We start from the raw sequence: 14,538 nt of genomic DNA on the forward strand, positions 1-14,538 counted from the left end.
GGGCATCGGCCGGCCGCGGAGCGCCGCGGCAGGCTGTACCCGCCGCGGCGATCGAAGCGGGTCCGGACCTCTTTGGGGCTGGTGAAAAAAGCGGCCCGAACCGACTTTAATGAAACCATACCGTATCGTTTTATTTCGGTCAATGACGCCGCATCGTCGCCCCCTGGGGAAAGCACGCAAGCTCACGGAATTGTCAGCGGGAGGAGCGGCGCCGTGGCGCGAGTTTCGAGGTGTCCTGGACGCGGTCGGCAGGTCCCAGCGCGCCGGCCAGGAACAGCTTGATCGCCGCGCGCATGCGCTTCTCGGCAGCCTTCAGCTCCAGCGCCGTTCCGAACGTCGCCATACGATGGGTGTGGCCGACGACGACGTCGAGGAACACCTCGGCTGCGATGGTGGTGTCGTCGACATCGAGCGCGCCTTGCGCCACCAGATGGTCGAAGAAGCGCGCCGTGGTGGCGACGGCCTTCAGCCAGCCTTCCTCCTTGCCGAGCTTGGCGACGTCGGGGAAGTTGATGGCCTGTGCCGTCATCATGCGGCTAAAGGCGACGGCATCCGGGCCGCAGGTGAAGGTCAGCATCTCGCGTCCGATCTCGACCAGCCGCTGCTCGACCGGGATGTTCGAGGCGCTGGAGAGCTGCGTCTCCGCCGCCGCCGACAGCGGCGCAAGCCAGCGCTCGATCTCGCGCCTCAGCACGGCCGCGAACAGACCGCGCTTGTCGCCATAGCGGGAATAGACGGTGGGCTTGCTGACCCGCGCAGCTTCCGCGACCGCATCGAGCGAGGTCGCATCAAAGCCGCGATCAAGGAACAGGCGGGTGGCGACCTCGATCAGCCGCAGATCGCGCTCGATCGCAGCGGTCTTCGTCGGCCGGCCACCACGCGATTTCGGCACCTCGCGCCGTGGCGCTGCCGGTCTTGTCCTGGTCGCAGTCAATCCCATGCCCAATGATTCCTGCGCGGTCGTGATATCGGTCATTCGCTCTATATCGCGCAGGAGCGGAGGCGTCATCGCGAATCTGGCCGAATTGGCCATATCGTCAACGGTTTCGGTATTGCCTCGTTCCGTCACGAGGGATCACGGCAGCGTCGAGGTCCAGGCCTGGCCGGATGCAGCCTTCTCGTATCCGTACTGGTAGAGCGCCCGCATATAGGTTGTGTCGAACCCTTCCGACGGCGGCGCAGGATAGTCGCGCGCGATGTAGGAGAGATGGAAGCCCAGCCGGTTGCGCTTGGCGAAATCGTAGGTCGAGAAGATGATCGAGCGCGTCTGCGATTGGGTGATCGCCGACAGGCTGCGCGAGGCGACGTCGATGGTGCCGTTGGAGACGAGCTCGAAGTTGCGTTCGATCTTCTTGTTGACGAGGATGTAGATGTCCACCTTCGCATTGCCGGGCAGACGGCCACTCTGGAACAGCAGAGCTTCGGGCAAGGTCAGCACCGGCGCGGTCACGCCGCCATCGACATGCATCTCCTGAAACTTGCGGCCCCCGCCTTCGGCATCGATCATGATGGGCGGAAACACCAGGGGAATGCTGGCGGAGGCCGCCATCACGTCGCGAAACAGCTTGAGCGCCTCGGGCGTTCCGACCGCGGCAATCTTGCCCATGTCCCAGATCGCGGTGCGCTGCGTGTCGAGGTCGGTCGTCACCACGAGCAGCCTGCGGCCCTTGGCGTGCTCGCGCGCGACCTGTGCCATGATCTCGGGCCCGACATAGCGTGCGACGAGCTCGCGCAGCCTGGTGTTGCCAAACAGGCCGGATCCGAACAGCACGCGCATGATGCTGGGATCGTTCAGGAGGCTCTCCGCGATGCCGCTGGTGTAGACCTCCTTCAGCGTGTCGTCATATTGCGGTCCGAGAAACGCGAACGGCGCGATCAGGCCGCCGGTGCTGACGCCCGAGACGACCGAGAAGGTGGGGCGGGTTCGGGCCGCGGTCCAGCCGTTGAGCACGCCGACGCCATAGGCGCCGTCAGCGCCGCCGCCGGACAGCGCCAGATAGGTTCTCGTCGCAGTGCTGTTGTCTTTATCGAAGCTGAACTTGGTGACCGGCTCGTCGGCGTAGCGCCGGAGGCCGTCGATATCCAGCACGCGCGAGGCGCTGGCTTCAGCGGCCGTGTAGGGCGTGCGGGGCAGGGCGGTGCAGGCGCCGAGCGCCAGGCTGCAGATCAGGACCACCGATCCGATCAGGCCCACGCCAGTCTGCCTGATCCGGTCACGCGAGGAGACGGATGCGTCGGTCGAACACGAAGGGTACGGCATTGTCGGTGGCTGGCGATCACGCATCTACCGCCGCCGGCAAGTTCGCCGCGGCATCTCGTTCCAGCCCCCAGACAAAAACTACACTGTATCGTTTCGTTTGACAAGGGTGCGGGCACACGATCCTTGTGTGGGTCGTTGTCCAGTCTGATGCACAAACCGGCCCGAGCGCGGTCGGCGGGTTGATCAGCCTGCTCCGACACGCAATAAGCACCGCCATGAATCCCGACAATGACCTTCCCAATCACTTTGAGTTGCTCGCCACCGACGGGGCGGCGCGCACCGGGCGCCTGACCACCCCGCATGGCGTGGTGCGGACCCCGGCCTTCATGCCGGTCGGCACCGCCGGTGCCATGAAGGGCATGCACTGGCGCGAGGTGCGCGATGCCGGCGCCGACATCGTGCTCGGCAACACCTACCATCTGATGCTGCGTCCAAGCGCCGAGCGGATCGCGGCGCTCGGCGGCCTGCAGACGTTCACAGGCTGGAACGGACCGATGTTGACCGATTCCGGCGGCTTCCAGGTGATGTCGCTGGCGGATTTGCGCAAAGTCAGCGAGCACGCCGTCACGTTCCGCTCGCACATCGACGGCGCCAAGGTCGAGCTGTCGCCGGAGCGGTCGATCGAGGTGCAGCGTTTGCTCGGCTCCGACATCGCCATGCAGATGGATGAATGCGTACGGTTGCCTGCCGAGCGCGCCGACATCGAGCGCGCGATGCAATTGTCGCTGCGCTGGGCGGAGAGAAGCAAGCGCGCCTTCGCGAGCGCCCCGGATGGCCACATGCTGTTCGGCATCGTGCAGGGCGGCGACGTGCCCGAGCTGCGCCATGCGAGCGCGCAAGGTCTGGTCGGGATCGGCTTCCATGGCTATGCGATCGGCGGGCTCGCCGTCGGCGAACCGCAGGCGGTCATGCTGGCGATGATCGACGAGACCGCGCCGCTGCTGCCGAAGCAGCGGCCACGCTATCTGATGGGCGTCGGCACGCCCGACGACATCCTCGAAGCGGTGAAGCGCGGCATCGACATGTTCGACTGCGTGATGCCGACCCGCAACGGCCGGCACGGCGTCGCCTTCACGCGCTACGGCCAGGTCAATTTGCGCAACGCGCGCCATGCCGACGATCCACGCCCGCTCGATGAAGAGAGCTCATGGCCGTCGACGCGGAACTGCGCGCGCGCCTATCTGCATCATCTCGTCAAGGCCGGCGAGACGCTGGGCGCGATGCTGCTGTCCGAGATCAATGTCGCGTACTACCAGTCCCTGATGCAGGGCATCAGGGACGCGATCGCGCAAGGAAATTTCGAGGAGTTCTATCAGCGTACGCGCGCGGACTGGGCGAGGGGCGATATCGCCCCGCGCTAGCTCAACAGTCCAAACTCAGTTGCACACGAGCCGCCGCTTCACGGCATGCTTGGTCACGAAGCCGTAGCCGCAATTGTCGCAAGTCCAGAGGTAGCTGATGATGTGGTCCGAGACGTAGGCAGATGCTTCAGCGGCGACCATGGAGTCGGCGCAGACGGGACAGGTCGGCAACTCGCTGCAACGCGGATCACGCCTTAGCGCTACGGTCGACATCACTTCAGCAACCGCTGACATCGTGGTGACCTCCCTGCTTTGAGACCTAAGTCTAACATAAGCAGAATCAGTTGACGAGGTCGCAACACAAATGCGTTGGTTTTCTGCTAATTAAAGCTCACGCGATTTTGCGATGCAGCGTATTTAACATGTGCTGCATAGCCGCTTGCGTGTCGCCGCAAGCTGTCCGTAACTGCGCAGGGCCGCGACAGACGTGCAGATCGTCGCCACAGGGAGTTCATCATGGACGTATCGTCCAACACGGGTGCAGCGCACCAACCCGGCCGTGGCCGGATCTATGACTCGATCGTCGATGCCTTCGGCAACACGCCCATCGTGCGCTTGCGCCGGCTGCCCGGCATGCACGACGTGAACGCGACCATTTTGGCAAAACTAGAATATTTCAATCCTGCCGCGAGCGTGAAGGACCGCATCGGCGCGGCCATGATCATCGCGATGGAGAAGGCGGGCATCGTCAAGCCGGACACCGTGCTGATCGAGCCGACCTCCGGCAATACCGGCATTGCGCTCGCCTTCGTCGCGGCCTCCCGCGGCTACCGGCTCAAGCTGGTGATGCCGGAATCGATGTCGATCGAGCGACGCAAGATGCTGGCCTTTCTCGGCGCGGAGCTGGTGCTGACGCCGGCGGCGCAGGGCATGAAGGGCGCCATCGCGGCCGCCGAGGAGCTCTTGAAGACGACGCCGAATTCGGTGATGCCGCAGCAGTTCAAGAACCTCGCCAATCCGGAGGTGCACCGCCGCACCACCGCGGAGGAGATCTGGAACGACACCGGCGGCAGCATCGACTTCTTCGTGGCCGGCGTCGGCACCGGCGGCACGATCACCGGCGTCGGCCAGGTACTCAAGCCGCGCAAGCCGGGCTTGCGTGTGGTCGCGGTCGAGCCGGAGGAGAGCCCGGTGCTCTCGGGGGGACAGCATACTCCGCACAAGATCCAAGGCATTGGTGCCGGCTTCGTCCCTGACATCCTCGACCGCTCCGTGATCGATGAGATCGTGAAGATCAACTCGACCACGGCGATCGAGACCTCGCGCGCGCTGGCGCGGCATGAGGGCATTCCGGGCGGCATCTCCTCGGGCGCCGCGATCGCCGCCGCACTCGAGATCGGCAAGCGGCCGGAAGCTTCCGGAAAGACCATCCTGGCGATCGTGCCGTCCTTCTCCGAGCGGTATCTTTCGACGGCTCTGTTTGAGGGAATCTAGGACATGGCGGATCAACCGAGACGGCCGCGCACGCTGGGCGATGCCAGGACCGAGGCCGAGGCGGCGTTCAAGAAGGTGACGGCCAAGGTCGCCACGGCGCCGCCCAAGCAAAACGCCGTGCCCGGCATCAAGGAGCAGGTCACGCTGCGCATCGACCAGGACGTGCTGGAGTTCTTCCAGGAGGGCGGTCCTGGCTGGCAGGATCGCATCAACGAGGCGCTGCGCAAGGTGGCAGGGAAGTAGACTTCGCGGATGGGCTGTAGCTCCTCATCCTGAGGAGCTTGCGAAGCAAGCGTCTCGAAGGATGAAGGCCCCGCTGGTCGAGGCGCGCCTTCATGGTTCGAGACGGCGCTTCGCGCCTCCTCACCATGAGGATCACAAACGAAAAAGCCCGGCGCGAGCCGGGCTTCTGTCGTCTGGGATCCGTCTCGCTCTCAGCGGCGGAACATGCCGCCCATCATGCCGCCGACGACGCCACCGACGAAGGCCGCACCGGCAGCATCGCCGGGATTGCTGCGTGGCTGGGGAGCCGGTGCCGGCGCGCTGCTCTGAGCCGGGGCGGTGGCGGCGCGCCGAGCCGGCTTCTGGCTGCCGTCGCTCGCCGTTGCCGGGGCAGCCACGATTTCCGAGAGCAGGGCCTTGTGCTGGTTCTTGTTGAGATAACCCGACGAGGGATAGCCGCGCGCAGTCTGCCAGCGCTTGAGCACGGACCGCGTTTCGTCGTTGAAGACGCCGGTCTGGTTGGTGTCGAAGCCGAGCGCCGTGAGTCGACGCTGCACGTCGCGACGCTTGTTCTTGTCGAGACCGATTTGGTCCTCGGTCACTTGGGTAGCCTCATCCGTGAAGGTGGCGGGATCGACGCCGGCATTGAGCGTGCGGGTCGCGGTCGAGGGGCCGCTCTTGATCGCCGCTAGCCGCGCCAGCGCCAGCGCCTTGAACTGGCCGTTCGGGTAAGCGGTGAGGTAGGCATTGAGCTCCTCGGCCTTGTTGGACTCCTTAACCGAGCGCCAGTATTCGAGCTCGACACCGTCCGAGCTTCCGGTCGCCGCCGGCACAATGCCGGTCGCGGTCGGGGCCGCAGCGGCGACCTGGGTGGTCGGCGCCTGATTGAGATAGACGGAGCCGGTCAGGTTGGTGTGGCCCCAGGGCAGCTGGCCCTTGCGGGTCTCTTCATTGACCTGAGCGCGCACCGACGTCATGGCCTGCTGGATCTCGACGCCGGGCTTGGTGATGTTGTCAATCAACGCCCGCGTGAACGGGCTGTTGTTGCCTTCCTGGCCGTCGAGTGCGGTCTGGCCCGGGCCGGTGGCGAACGCGATCAGCGTGCCTTCGCCGGACTTCATCTCGGCGAGGCCGCTCTGGACGTTGACGCTGCGGGTCGCCGAATTCGACTTGATCTTCGCGGCGAACGGATTGTCCCGGCAGGCGTCGAGGAAGACGAGCTTGACCTTGGCATCGCCCATGGTCTGCTCGAGCGTCAGGTCGATGTTGATGGCGGCGCCCAGCTTGACGTCCATCTCCGACTTGATGTCGGCATCGACGGGCAGCAGGTAATTGGTGCCGCTGACGGCGATGCCGTGGCCGGCATAATAGAACAGCGCGATATCGGAGCCTTGCGCCTTGCGGCCGAAATCAAGCAGCTTCTCGGTCATCTGGTCGCGGCTGAGATTGGAGCCTTCGATCACCTCGAAGCCGACATTGCGCAGCGTGGCCGCCATCGCCTTGGCGTCGATCGGCGGGTTCGGCAATTGCGCGACGTTCTTGTAGGAGCCGTTGCCGACGACGAAGGCGACGCGGCGGTCAGCCTTGGCGGCACTGATCGACAGCGCCATGCACATCAGCGAAGCGAGGAGGGTGAGATAGCGCATTCTGAAATCCCCAGAATCGAATTGCAGGCAGCAACAAATCGGCCACGAACCTACACGAAGTGCCCGACTTCGCGCCACCAAAACGGCAGTCCGTTGCGTTCAACCCGCTGCTGTGTGGCCGAATGTGCACGATGGAGTGTCGCTCCAACGTGATCCAAATCACACGGCCACTTGGTTTTGTCGCGCGAGACGGCGCCAGGTTCACCTGGCCCGGGCGGGAACCGACGAAGCGGGCTTCAAATTGAGTAAATTGCCGAACAGGATCAGCGCGGCGCCGAGCACGGTCCAGGCGTCGAGCCGCTCGGAATACAACAGCCAACCGGCACTTGCAGTCAGTGGAACCCGCAGGAAGTCCATCGGAACCACGACCGTCGCGTCAGCGTAGCGCATCGCACTGGCCAGGCAATAATGTGAGAACGTGCCGCAGACGGCGATCACGCCGACCCAGCCCCAGACATAGAGCGACGGCCACGTCCAGACCAACAGCGTCGGAATGAAGCCCGCAACCGACTGCACCACCAGCATCCAGAACAGGATCGAGAGCGCACTCTCGGTGCGGGTCAGCGATTTGACCAGCGCCATCGCGACGCCAAATCCCATGGCGGCGCCAAGCGCGATGAGCTGCCCCGGATTGATCTCCCCGGTTGAGGGGCGGACAATGACGATAACGCCGACGAGGCCGAGCACGATGGCGGCGATCTTCCATGGCGTCATCCGCTCGGACAGGAAGCTCGCCGCGAGGACGGCCGTCCAGATCGGCATGGTGAACTCGATTGCCACCACCTGGCCGATCGGGATCAGTGTCAGTGCGAAGAACCAGCCGAGTTGGGCAACATAGTGCACCAAATTGCGGCCGACATGCTGCGGCAGGCGCGATGTCTTGAGTACCTTCCAGCCGCCGGCGCGGTAGATAATCGGTGAGAGCAAGACGAAGCCGGCGAGCGACCTCATTTCCATGATCTGAAAAACATTCAGCTCGCGCGTGGTCTCGCGCCCGGCCACTGCCATGATCAGCATCAGCGACAGCCAGCCGGCCATCCACAGTGCAGCCATCATTTTCGACGGTGTGGTGCTCATCTGCGGCGGATACGGAAAGGGATGGACCAAGGAGGGGCGGCCGGTATCGGCGACATTGCCGCCGTTTGCAACGGCCAAATCTGCGGATGCAGCGATGCCGGGCGGCATGCTAAGGCATCAGCGAACAACGACAAAGATCGGGAGACATTGCCCATGCGCATCTTGCAGCCGGCCGAGTGGAAAAAACCGCGCGGCTTTTCCCACGGCGTCGCGACCGAGGGGCCGGGCCGGTGGGTGGTACTCGCCGGCCAAACCGGGGGCGACGAGGCCGGCAGTTACGATCCGGACATGGCAGCCCAGGTCGCGACGGCGCTGAAGCGGATCGTCAAGCTGCTGGGCGAGGCCGGTGCCGGCCCCGAGCACATCGTCCGCCTGACCTGGTACCTGACCAGCCGCGCCGAGTACGAAGCGGCAGGTGCCGGCATTGGCGCGGCCTGGAAGGAAACGCTCGGCCGCAATTTTCCACCCTCGACGCTGCTCTATATCGGAGGCCTCGTGGACGAGCGTGCCAAGGTCGAGATCGAGGTCACGGCGTTTGTGCCCGGCCCATAAAAAAATCGATCCGGCGCGGGCGCCGGATCGATTGTCGCGTGAGCTAGCGTCTTATTTCGACATCGAGATGTGCGCGCCGCGGAACTGACTGTCCGCGCGCATCGTGACGTTCTGCTTGTTGCCGGACGTCTTGAGAGAGATGTTGGCGTTGAAGCCCGCGGTGGAGGCCACCAGCTCGTAGCTTCCGCCGCTGCCGCGGCCCTGGAGCGAACCGGAGATGTTGCGGCTGGTCTCGGACCAACTGCCTGCAATGGCGCCGCCTTCGGCCTTCACGTTGGCGCCGAGGTTGAATTTGTAGGCATCGCTGGCGCAGGTCAGCGACATCTCCATGGTCGGTCCGATCGGAGCGTATTTGGCCCGGCAGCGGATCCGCTCGGTCGAGCCGTCATCCAGCGTGACCGTGCCACCGCCGCTCCAGCTGCCCGCCAGCGGGGCGAACGGGCCGGACTGGGCACTGCTTTCGGTCGCGGCGATCCCAGCCCCAAACAAAACGGCGGCCGCGATCAGCAGCCGCCGGTTCCGGGCGCGAGCCTCAATTGGTTTATTGGCGCGATGCTTCCCACCGCCCGCTGCACGGTATGCCTGCAGATGCTCCATTCCACTTCCCCGATCCGGCGTTGCCGCTGAGTTGACCGTTGGCATATGCACCATTGATCGAAACTTTCACAAGTCCCCCGCTGCCGATGGTGCCGGAAACGTTAGCGCCGGGCGCGGTGATCTTGCCGCCGGCAACCGTCAGCATCGAGCTTGCGGTCGGCTCGCACGAACCGCTCTTGGTCACGATGGTGACTTGCCAATTGCCGTCATAGGGATTCTGGGCGAAGGCGGGGGCGGCGAGGGTGCCAGCGAGAACTGGGGCGGCACAGAACACCGCAATGCGACCAAAACGCATGAATTCGTCCTTGAATGTGTCTGAGTTGTTGACGCTTATTCGGACGAAATGTGACGGAAATTTGTTGCGATGCCAAAGCGAAAATTGTTCCTTTGGGAACAATGGTTTATTTGCGCTTTTGGCTCCAATTTCCGAAGCAGAATCAAGGGCGCCGCACGTTAAGGGTAAACGTCAGGACGACTCGGAAAGAGCTTGCTCCAGGAGACTTCGGCTCAGAGGGTCTTGGCTCAGGAGAGGCTCGGCGCGGAGGTCGCGAACTGCTCGTCCTGGACTTTGGCGGGTAGCGCCTTGTGGACCTTGGCGTAATCGATCACGTCGGCCAGCAGCTTGAGCCCGAGCGGCGCCAGCGCGCGCTCCCAAAGCTCTCGTGCGGTCTCGCCCTTCTTGACGAAGCACCAGTCCTGGGCGGCGATCGCGCCGGCATCCATGCGGTCGGCGAGATGGTAGATCGTGCCGCCAGCGATGGGGTCGCCTTCCTTGATGGTCCATTCCACCGCGGCCTTGCCGCGGTGGCGCGGCAGCAGCGAGGGATGATAGCCGATCCCGCCGAGCCTAGCGGCGGCGAGCGCATCCTTGCCGATCCTGGCATGGCTGTGCGCGGTGATGATCAGATCGGTGTCCGGGGCGATCTCGGAGGCCACCACCAGCTTGGGATTGGCTTGCACCTGCACCTCGATGCCCGCCGCCTTGGCCGCCGCGGCGAGGCGGTCGTCGGCGTCCGCCACCACGACCCGGACGACCGAGACGCTATGCTCCCGGAGCATGTTCAGGGTGGTCACGCCAAAATGGCGGGAGCCGACGAGGGTAATTCGCATGGGTGTCCGATCCGTCTCGCAACTGCGTCACCCCCGATAACACGTCCGCATGCCCTGTCACCACCCGCGCAGCGTTTGCGTGGGTTATCAACAATGCGCCGGGCGCCGCTTGCGCGAACGCCGGGATTGCGCCGTCGAGCCGTCCGGCGCCTTCCAAGCGGGCATGACATCGGCTTGGGAGCGAAGGCAATGCGCAGCGTCGGGTTTTTCGCTGTCGCGACACTGCTGGCGGCCACTTCGGCCCAAGCTGGCGGGCCTTACCCGGCGGTCCCGACCGGCGTTGCGCCATCAGGTGGCGCCGATCTCGGACGCCTACCGTTGCCTGGGGCCCTGCGTCGTGGACGAGAGCCTGTAGCGGGTTCCTGTGTTTCGTTCTTAACAGAGATGCCTCGGATTGGCTGACTCGGATTGGCTGATAAGGGTGCGCCAACCGGGGCTGGTGACATTTCAAATCAAACCCGCATCCGTTTTCGACCCCGGCTTTTGGCCGCCGGCGGCCTTTCATGCCCACGACTGACGAAATCATCGAACGGTAACACGATCTCAACCAGCTTGGCGTATCGACGAATCCGTCGCGGATTTGTATTGCGTACCGCGACACCGAAATCGTCCGCCGGCGTGGGCGCGCCGCCGGGCCTTTTCGCCGGGACAGATCTCATGCCGAACGCGATCGAGCAGATCGTCGACGCCTATGTGCGTCTGAAGAACCGCCGTGGATTGGACGAGCTGATGATGCACAGGCAGCGGCTCGCGGTCGATCTGAAGAGCCGGTCCGGCTATGATTTCAGCCTGCCGATCGGTCAGATCGACGAGGAGATCGCGATCATCGAGGCGGGGCTCAGCCGGCTCAAGTCGGATAAGTCCACGATCTAGACGTCGGCATCGTGCGCGATGCCTGGCGTTGACGCATTGTCGCAGTCCGAGCCCGGTTCATGCGGGGTTCAGGCCAGCCATGCGTCAATTGCCATGTCGTTTCGTGGGACGCGAATCCTGATAGGCTTGTCCCCGTGTTTTGAAGGAATCGTCATGATCGAACTTGCGCTGGCCGGCCTGCTTGCGTTTGCAACCGTGCCTGCGGCGCCGACAGCGCCCATGGTGGAGCAGGTTCAGTTCAGGGGCGGTCCGGGCGGGCAATGTCCACACGGCTACGATTACAACCACTCGAACGGCCGCTGCTATCCCAACGACCGTCACGCGCCGGGTGTCTACACCGGGGGCCACGGCTCGGGCTATGGGCGCCGTGGTGGCCTGTGCCCGCACGGTTACGACTATAATTACTCGACAGGCGAGTGCTACCCGAATCGTGCGCACGCGCCCGGCGCTTACGGTCGCCCTCAATATTACGGACGACGCGGCGGGCTCTGTCCGGACGGCTATGATTACAATTACTCGCAGGGACAGTGCTACCCGCACGGGGCACGTGCGCCGGGCATGTATGGGCGGTAGTCATCGCCGTGCTGAGGCGGGCGCTCAGTCGCGCCGGCCGCCGTCGATCACCGTGAACAGCGGCCGCGCCGGGGTGGGTTCGACCAGCAGCTCCTCTACCAGTGCGGTTGCGGCATCGACATATTTTCGGGTCGGCTTGTCGAGAGGGCGCTTGGCCTCGTCGTCGAGCGCGACTTTTGCGGCCTCGACCAGCTTGCGCATGCGCGCGGCATGGTCGTCGCCCGCGGTCAATGTCGCGCGCGCCAGCGAGCGCAGCACGAACAGCTCGCCCTCGAGACGAAGCAGACGGTCGTTGAGCCTGGTCAGGACGGCGTTGAGGTCGGCCATGGCGTTCGAAGCGGAGGATCCGTCCTGATCTAGCCGCGATCGGTGAACGGAGTGCAAACGGCGCCGGCGCAATTCGGCGGATCCGGCGTCACCGCAGGCGGCTTACCATTCGACGCCGGCCCAGCGCCGCCCGAACACCGGTGGCCTCGTCTTCACGGCCTGCCAGCCGAAGAAGTGGTGCTTGCCGGACCAGGCATGCACGATGCCGCTGCAGATGCCGCATTTGAAGCTGCCGCTGTGAGCCTCGCTGTGCTCCTCTCTGGTCGCGGTGTAGTTCATGCCGCAACCGGTGCAGGTGAATTCTTCGGTCGTCCAGATGCTGTTGGCCATGGCCCAGAATGCGTTTCGGTGACTACGAAGAACGGTAGTCACCAGCATTTGCAGCGGCGTAAACCGGCGCGGGGAAATCCGGTTAACCCGCGTTAGCCAAGCCGGGTTGGGACGGGCGATGCGGTATCCGGCAGCCGGTCGTCTTGACGCCAGATACGTTGCTGGCAATAACGGCTGAGCCCGCAAGCGCGGAAGTTGCGTTCATGCCGCAAGGAAAGCTGTGCCCGTGAAAAGCCTCCGTCAGTTGCTGACGGGCGAGGACGTCATCCAGCTCGTGATCCGCCTCGGCCTGCTCGCCCTGCTGATCATCTGGACCTTCCTGATCATCCGCCCATTCGTGCCGATCCTGGCCTGGAGCGGCGTGCTGGCGGTCGCGTTCTATCCGGCATTCAGCTGGGTCGCCAAGATCCTGGGCGGCCGACCCAAAACCGCAGCAATAATCCTGACCCTGATCACGCTGGGTATCGTCATCGGCCCGGCGACCTGGCTCGGCATCAGCGCGGTGGACGGCGTGCGTGAGCTGGCGCACCAGCTCGGCACCGGCGACCTCGTGCTCCAATCGGCTCCGGAGCAGCTTAAGTCCTGGCCGCTGGTCGGCCCCTGGCTCTACGAGCTCTGGGATCAGGCCTACAACAACGTTCGGACGGCGGTGCGCGAGGTGGCGCCGTATCTTCAGCCGCTGGCCGGCCCGCTGCTCTCGCTCGCGGGCGACGCCGGCCTTGGCACGCTCCAGTTTCTCGTCTCCGTGTTCGTGGCCGGCTTCCTGTTTCCGCATGGGCCGCGCCTGGTCGCGGCCGGCCGCAACTTCCTGTTTCGCATCGTGCCGGAGCAAAGCGAGCATTTCCTCTCGCTCGCCGGTGCGACCATCCGCGCCGTGGCGCAGGGCGTCATTGGCGTGGCGATCGTCCAGGCGCTGCTCGCCGGAATCGGCTTCAAGCTCGCCTCGGTGCCGAGCGCGGGCCTTCTTGCCTTCATCGTGCTGCTGCTCTCGATCGTGCAGATCGGTGCTTTCCTGGTGCTGCTGCCAGTGATCATCTGGATCTGGACCGCTAAGGACGTCACCACCGCGCTGCTGCTCACCGTGTTCTTCGTCCTGGTCGGCTTCATCGACACCATGCTGAAGCCGCTGGTCATGGGCCGTGGCCTGACCACCCCGACCATCGTGATCTTCGTCGGCGTGATCGGCGGTACGCTGGCCCACGGCATCGTCGGACTGTTCATCGGACCGATCATCCTGTCGGTGGCCTGGGAAATGATGATGGCCTGGATCAGGACCGAGGACCGGGCGGAGGCGGGGAAGGGTTGATCTCGCGCCCGCCAGCGCGCGGACTGCCCGCCATGGCGCACCGGGATCGGGTACGGTTCGGCCTGTGATCAAGCTGCGTCGCTAACTTGTCTGTTTGACTAGACAAGTTACCATTGGGTCGATTCTGTTTTCGACAACGGCAGCAATGGCAAAGTCTTCCAAGCTGGTTGCCGCCAGGCGCGGCAAGGTATTGTTGGTCAGACGCCGGTCGGACGGCCTGTGGATGTTTCCGGGCGGCCGCAAGCGTGCGCGCGAGTCGGAGAAGGACTGCCTGCGGCGGGAGATCAAGGAGGAATTGCCCAAGCTGAAGCTCGGCAGGATCAGCCTCTGGAAGGAAGTGAAGGCGAGGAACAAGCGCTCCGGCCGCAAGATGAGCGACGCGATCTTCATCGCCAAGTCCGCCAAGGGCAGGCTGGCGATCGGCGACAAGAAGGAGATCGACCGCGCCGCCTGGCACAAGCCCCGCGGCATCCGCCTGACGGCGACCTCGCGCTACATCCGCGACCGCCTGTTTCCGCGCAAGCGGCGGCGAAGCTGAGCCGCTAGTCCTCCCGCGCCGCCGATCGCGTCCTGCCAGCAAACCTCCTCGATTGCGCCACCTCCGGCTCGGGTGCGGCGAGCTTCGCGGCCTGGAGCTCCCGCATCTCCTTGCGGGCCTGGCGCGCACTGCGCATCGCCCGCTTGATGAAGGGATGCTGCGAGTCCTCGGCGAAGAACAGCACGACTTCGCAGCTCGGACATTGCCTGGAATAGCCGTCCTGCAACCGGCCGGCGCGATCGCGAAACACGTTCTTGCACCGCGTGCACTGAACCTGGACCGAACTCATGCGCGGATGACAATCACTTTGAAATGGATCGTCAGCTGATCCG

19 protein-coding genes are annotated in these 14,538 nt (G+C 64.5%); 8 read left to right on the top strand and 11 right to left on the bottom strand.

Going from position 1 to position 14,538, the window contains the following annotated elements; translation table 11 throughout:
* Positions 1–193: 193 nt before the first annotated feature.
* Both I6F21_RS29295 and I6F21_RS29300 read right to left on the bottom strand, forming a co-directional pair.
* Entirely contained in the window at positions 194–940 is a 747-nt protein-coding gene (locus I6F21_RS29295; protein WP_036012628.1) for a TetR/AcrR family transcriptional regulator, read from the bottom strand.
* A 135-nt stretch (positions 941–1,075) separates the two neighbouring features.
* Positions 1,076–2,284: a patatin-like phospholipase family protein gene (locus tag I6F21_RS29300; RefSeq protein WP_051057135.1), complete on the bottom strand. Its 1,209-nt coding sequence runs from the start codon at positions 2,282–2,284 to the stop codon at positions 1,076–1,078.
* A gap of 191 nt (positions 2,285–2,475) precedes the next feature.
* On the opposite strand from I6F21_RS29300, the gene tgt reads away from it, so the two are divergent.
* Entirely contained in the window at positions 2,476–3,621 is a 1,146-nt protein-coding gene (tgt, locus tag I6F21_RS29305) for a tRNA guanosine(34) transglycosylase Tgt (RefSeq protein WP_225139971.1), read from the top strand.
* A gap of 15 nt (positions 3,622–3,636) precedes the next feature.
* Here the strand turns inward: tgt and I6F21_RS29310 are convergent, their stop codons facing one another.
* Positions 3,637–3,855: a hypothetical protein gene (locus I6F21_RS29310; protein WP_036028144.1), complete on the bottom strand. Its 219-nt coding sequence runs from the start codon at positions 3,853–3,855 to the stop codon at positions 3,637–3,639.
* Positions 3,856–4,077: 222 nt separating this feature from the next.
* Between I6F21_RS29310 and cysK the strand changes: the two genes are divergently transcribed.
* Together cysK and I6F21_RS29320 are read left to right on the top strand one after the other, a co-directional pair.
* Positions 4,078–5,055, top strand: coding sequence for a cysteine synthase A (cysK, locus tag I6F21_RS29315; RefSeq protein ID WP_036012610.1), 978 nt, complete (start codon positions 4,078–4,080; stop codon positions 5,053–5,055).
* Positions 5,056–5,058: 3 nt separating this feature from the next.
* Positions 5,059–5,298 (top strand): BrnA antitoxin family protein, encoded by a 240-nt coding sequence (locus tag I6F21_RS29320; RefSeq protein WP_036012607.1) that lies wholly within the window; start codon positions 5,059–5,061, stop codon positions 5,296–5,298.
* A gap of 191 nt (positions 5,299–5,489) precedes the next feature.
* Here the strand turns inward: I6F21_RS29320 and I6F21_RS29325 are convergent, their stop codons facing one another.
* Positions 5,490–6,923: a caspase family protein gene (locus I6F21_RS29325; RefSeq protein ID WP_057029251.1), complete on the bottom strand. Its 1,434-nt coding sequence runs from the start codon at positions 6,921–6,923 to the stop codon at positions 5,490–5,492.
* 201 nt (positions 6,924–7,124) lie between these two features.
* Positions 7,125–8,000 carry a DMT family transporter gene (locus I6F21_RS29330; protein WP_225140153.1) on the bottom strand — a complete coding sequence of 292 codons (876 nt, stop codon included), beginning with the start codon at positions 7,998–8,000 and terminating at the stop codon, positions 7,125–7,127.
* A gap of 153 nt (positions 8,001–8,153) precedes the next feature.
* Here I6F21_RS29330 and I6F21_RS29335 point away from each other — a divergent pair, with 153 nt between their 5' ends.
* Positions 8,154–8,552: a RidA family protein gene (locus tag I6F21_RS29335; RefSeq protein WP_225139970.1), complete on the top strand. Its 399-nt coding sequence runs from the start codon at positions 8,154–8,156 to the stop codon at positions 8,550–8,552.
* Positions 8,553–8,603: 51 nt separating this feature from the next.
* Here I6F21_RS29335 and I6F21_RS29340 read toward each other — a convergent pair whose 3' ends face one another.
* From I6F21_RS29340 to I6F21_RS29350, 3 genes are all read right to left on the bottom strand, one after another.
* Positions 8,604–9,149, bottom strand: a complete 546-nt coding sequence (locus I6F21_RS29340) for a hypothetical protein (protein WP_036012583.1) — start codon at positions 9,147–9,149, stop codon at positions 8,604–8,606.
* Positions 9,094–9,444, bottom strand: coding sequence for a hypothetical protein (locus I6F21_RS29345; RefSeq protein ID WP_036012597.1), 351 nt, complete (start codon positions 9,442–9,444; stop codon positions 9,094–9,096). Before I6F21_RS29345 ends, I6F21_RS29340 begins: the two co-directional genes overlap by 56 nt.
* A 227-nt stretch (positions 9,445–9,671) precedes the next feature.
* The gene (locus I6F21_RS29350; protein ID WP_036012580.1) at positions 9,672–10,259 is read right to left on the bottom strand and encodes a formyltransferase family protein; all 588 of its coding nucleotides are present in this window, start codon (positions 10,257–10,259) and stop codon (positions 9,672–9,674) included.
* A gap of 657 nt (positions 10,260–10,916) precedes the next feature.
* Here I6F21_RS29350 and I6F21_RS29355 point away from each other — a divergent pair.
* Together I6F21_RS29355 and I6F21_RS29360 are read left to right on the top strand one after the other, a co-directional pair.
* On the top strand, positions 10,917–11,132 hold the full coding sequence (locus I6F21_RS29355; protein ID WP_036012594.1) for a hypothetical protein: 216 nt from the start codon (positions 10,917–10,919) through the stop codon (positions 11,130–11,132).
* Positions 11,133–11,258: 126 nt separating this feature from the next.
* The gene (locus I6F21_RS29360; RefSeq protein WP_225139969.1) at positions 11,259–11,705 is read left to right on the top strand and encodes a hypothetical protein; all 447 of its coding nucleotides are present in this window, start codon (positions 11,259–11,261) and stop codon (positions 11,703–11,705) included.
* 24 nt (positions 11,706–11,729) lie between these two features.
* Here I6F21_RS29360 and I6F21_RS29365 read toward each other — a convergent pair whose 3' ends face one another.
* Positions 11,730–12,032: a hypothetical protein gene (locus I6F21_RS29365; protein ID WP_027575377.1), complete on the bottom strand. Its 303-nt coding sequence runs from the start codon at positions 12,030–12,032 to the stop codon at positions 11,730–11,732.
* A gap of 102 nt (positions 12,033–12,134) precedes the next feature.
* Positions 12,135–12,362, bottom strand: a complete 228-nt coding sequence (locus I6F21_RS29370; protein WP_225139968.1) for a hypothetical protein — start codon at positions 12,360–12,362, stop codon at positions 12,135–12,137.
* Between the two features lie 220 nt (positions 12,363–12,582).
* Here I6F21_RS29370 and I6F21_RS29375 point away from each other — a divergent pair, with 220 nt between their 5' ends.
* Together I6F21_RS29375 and I6F21_RS29380 are read left to right on the top strand one after the other, a co-directional pair.
* A complete protein-coding gene (locus I6F21_RS29375; RefSeq protein WP_109143691.1) occupies positions 12,583–13,668 on the top strand; it encodes an AI-2E family transporter in 1,086 nt (361 codons plus the stop codon).
* A gap of 145 nt (positions 13,669–13,813) precedes the next feature.
* Positions 13,814–14,206: an NUDIX hydrolase gene (locus tag I6F21_RS29380; protein WP_157286040.1), complete on the top strand. Its 393-nt coding sequence runs from the start codon at positions 13,814–13,816 to the stop codon at positions 14,204–14,206.
* 4 nt (positions 14,207–14,210) lie between these two features.
* Here the strand turns inward: I6F21_RS29380 and I6F21_RS29385 are convergent, their stop codons facing one another.
* The gene (locus I6F21_RS29385; protein WP_036028134.1) at positions 14,211–14,495 is read right to left on the bottom strand and encodes a hypothetical protein; all 285 of its coding nucleotides are present in this window, start codon (positions 14,493–14,495) and stop codon (positions 14,211–14,213) included.
* Positions 14,496–14,538 lie beyond the last annotated feature (43 nt).

The sequence above is a fragment of the Bradyrhizobium sp. NBAIM03 genome (assembly GCF_020194055.1).
In the GTDB taxonomy this organism is placed as follows: domain Bacteria; phylum Pseudomonadota; class Alphaproteobacteria; order Rhizobiales; family Xanthobacteraceae; genus Bradyrhizobium; species Bradyrhizobium yuanmingense.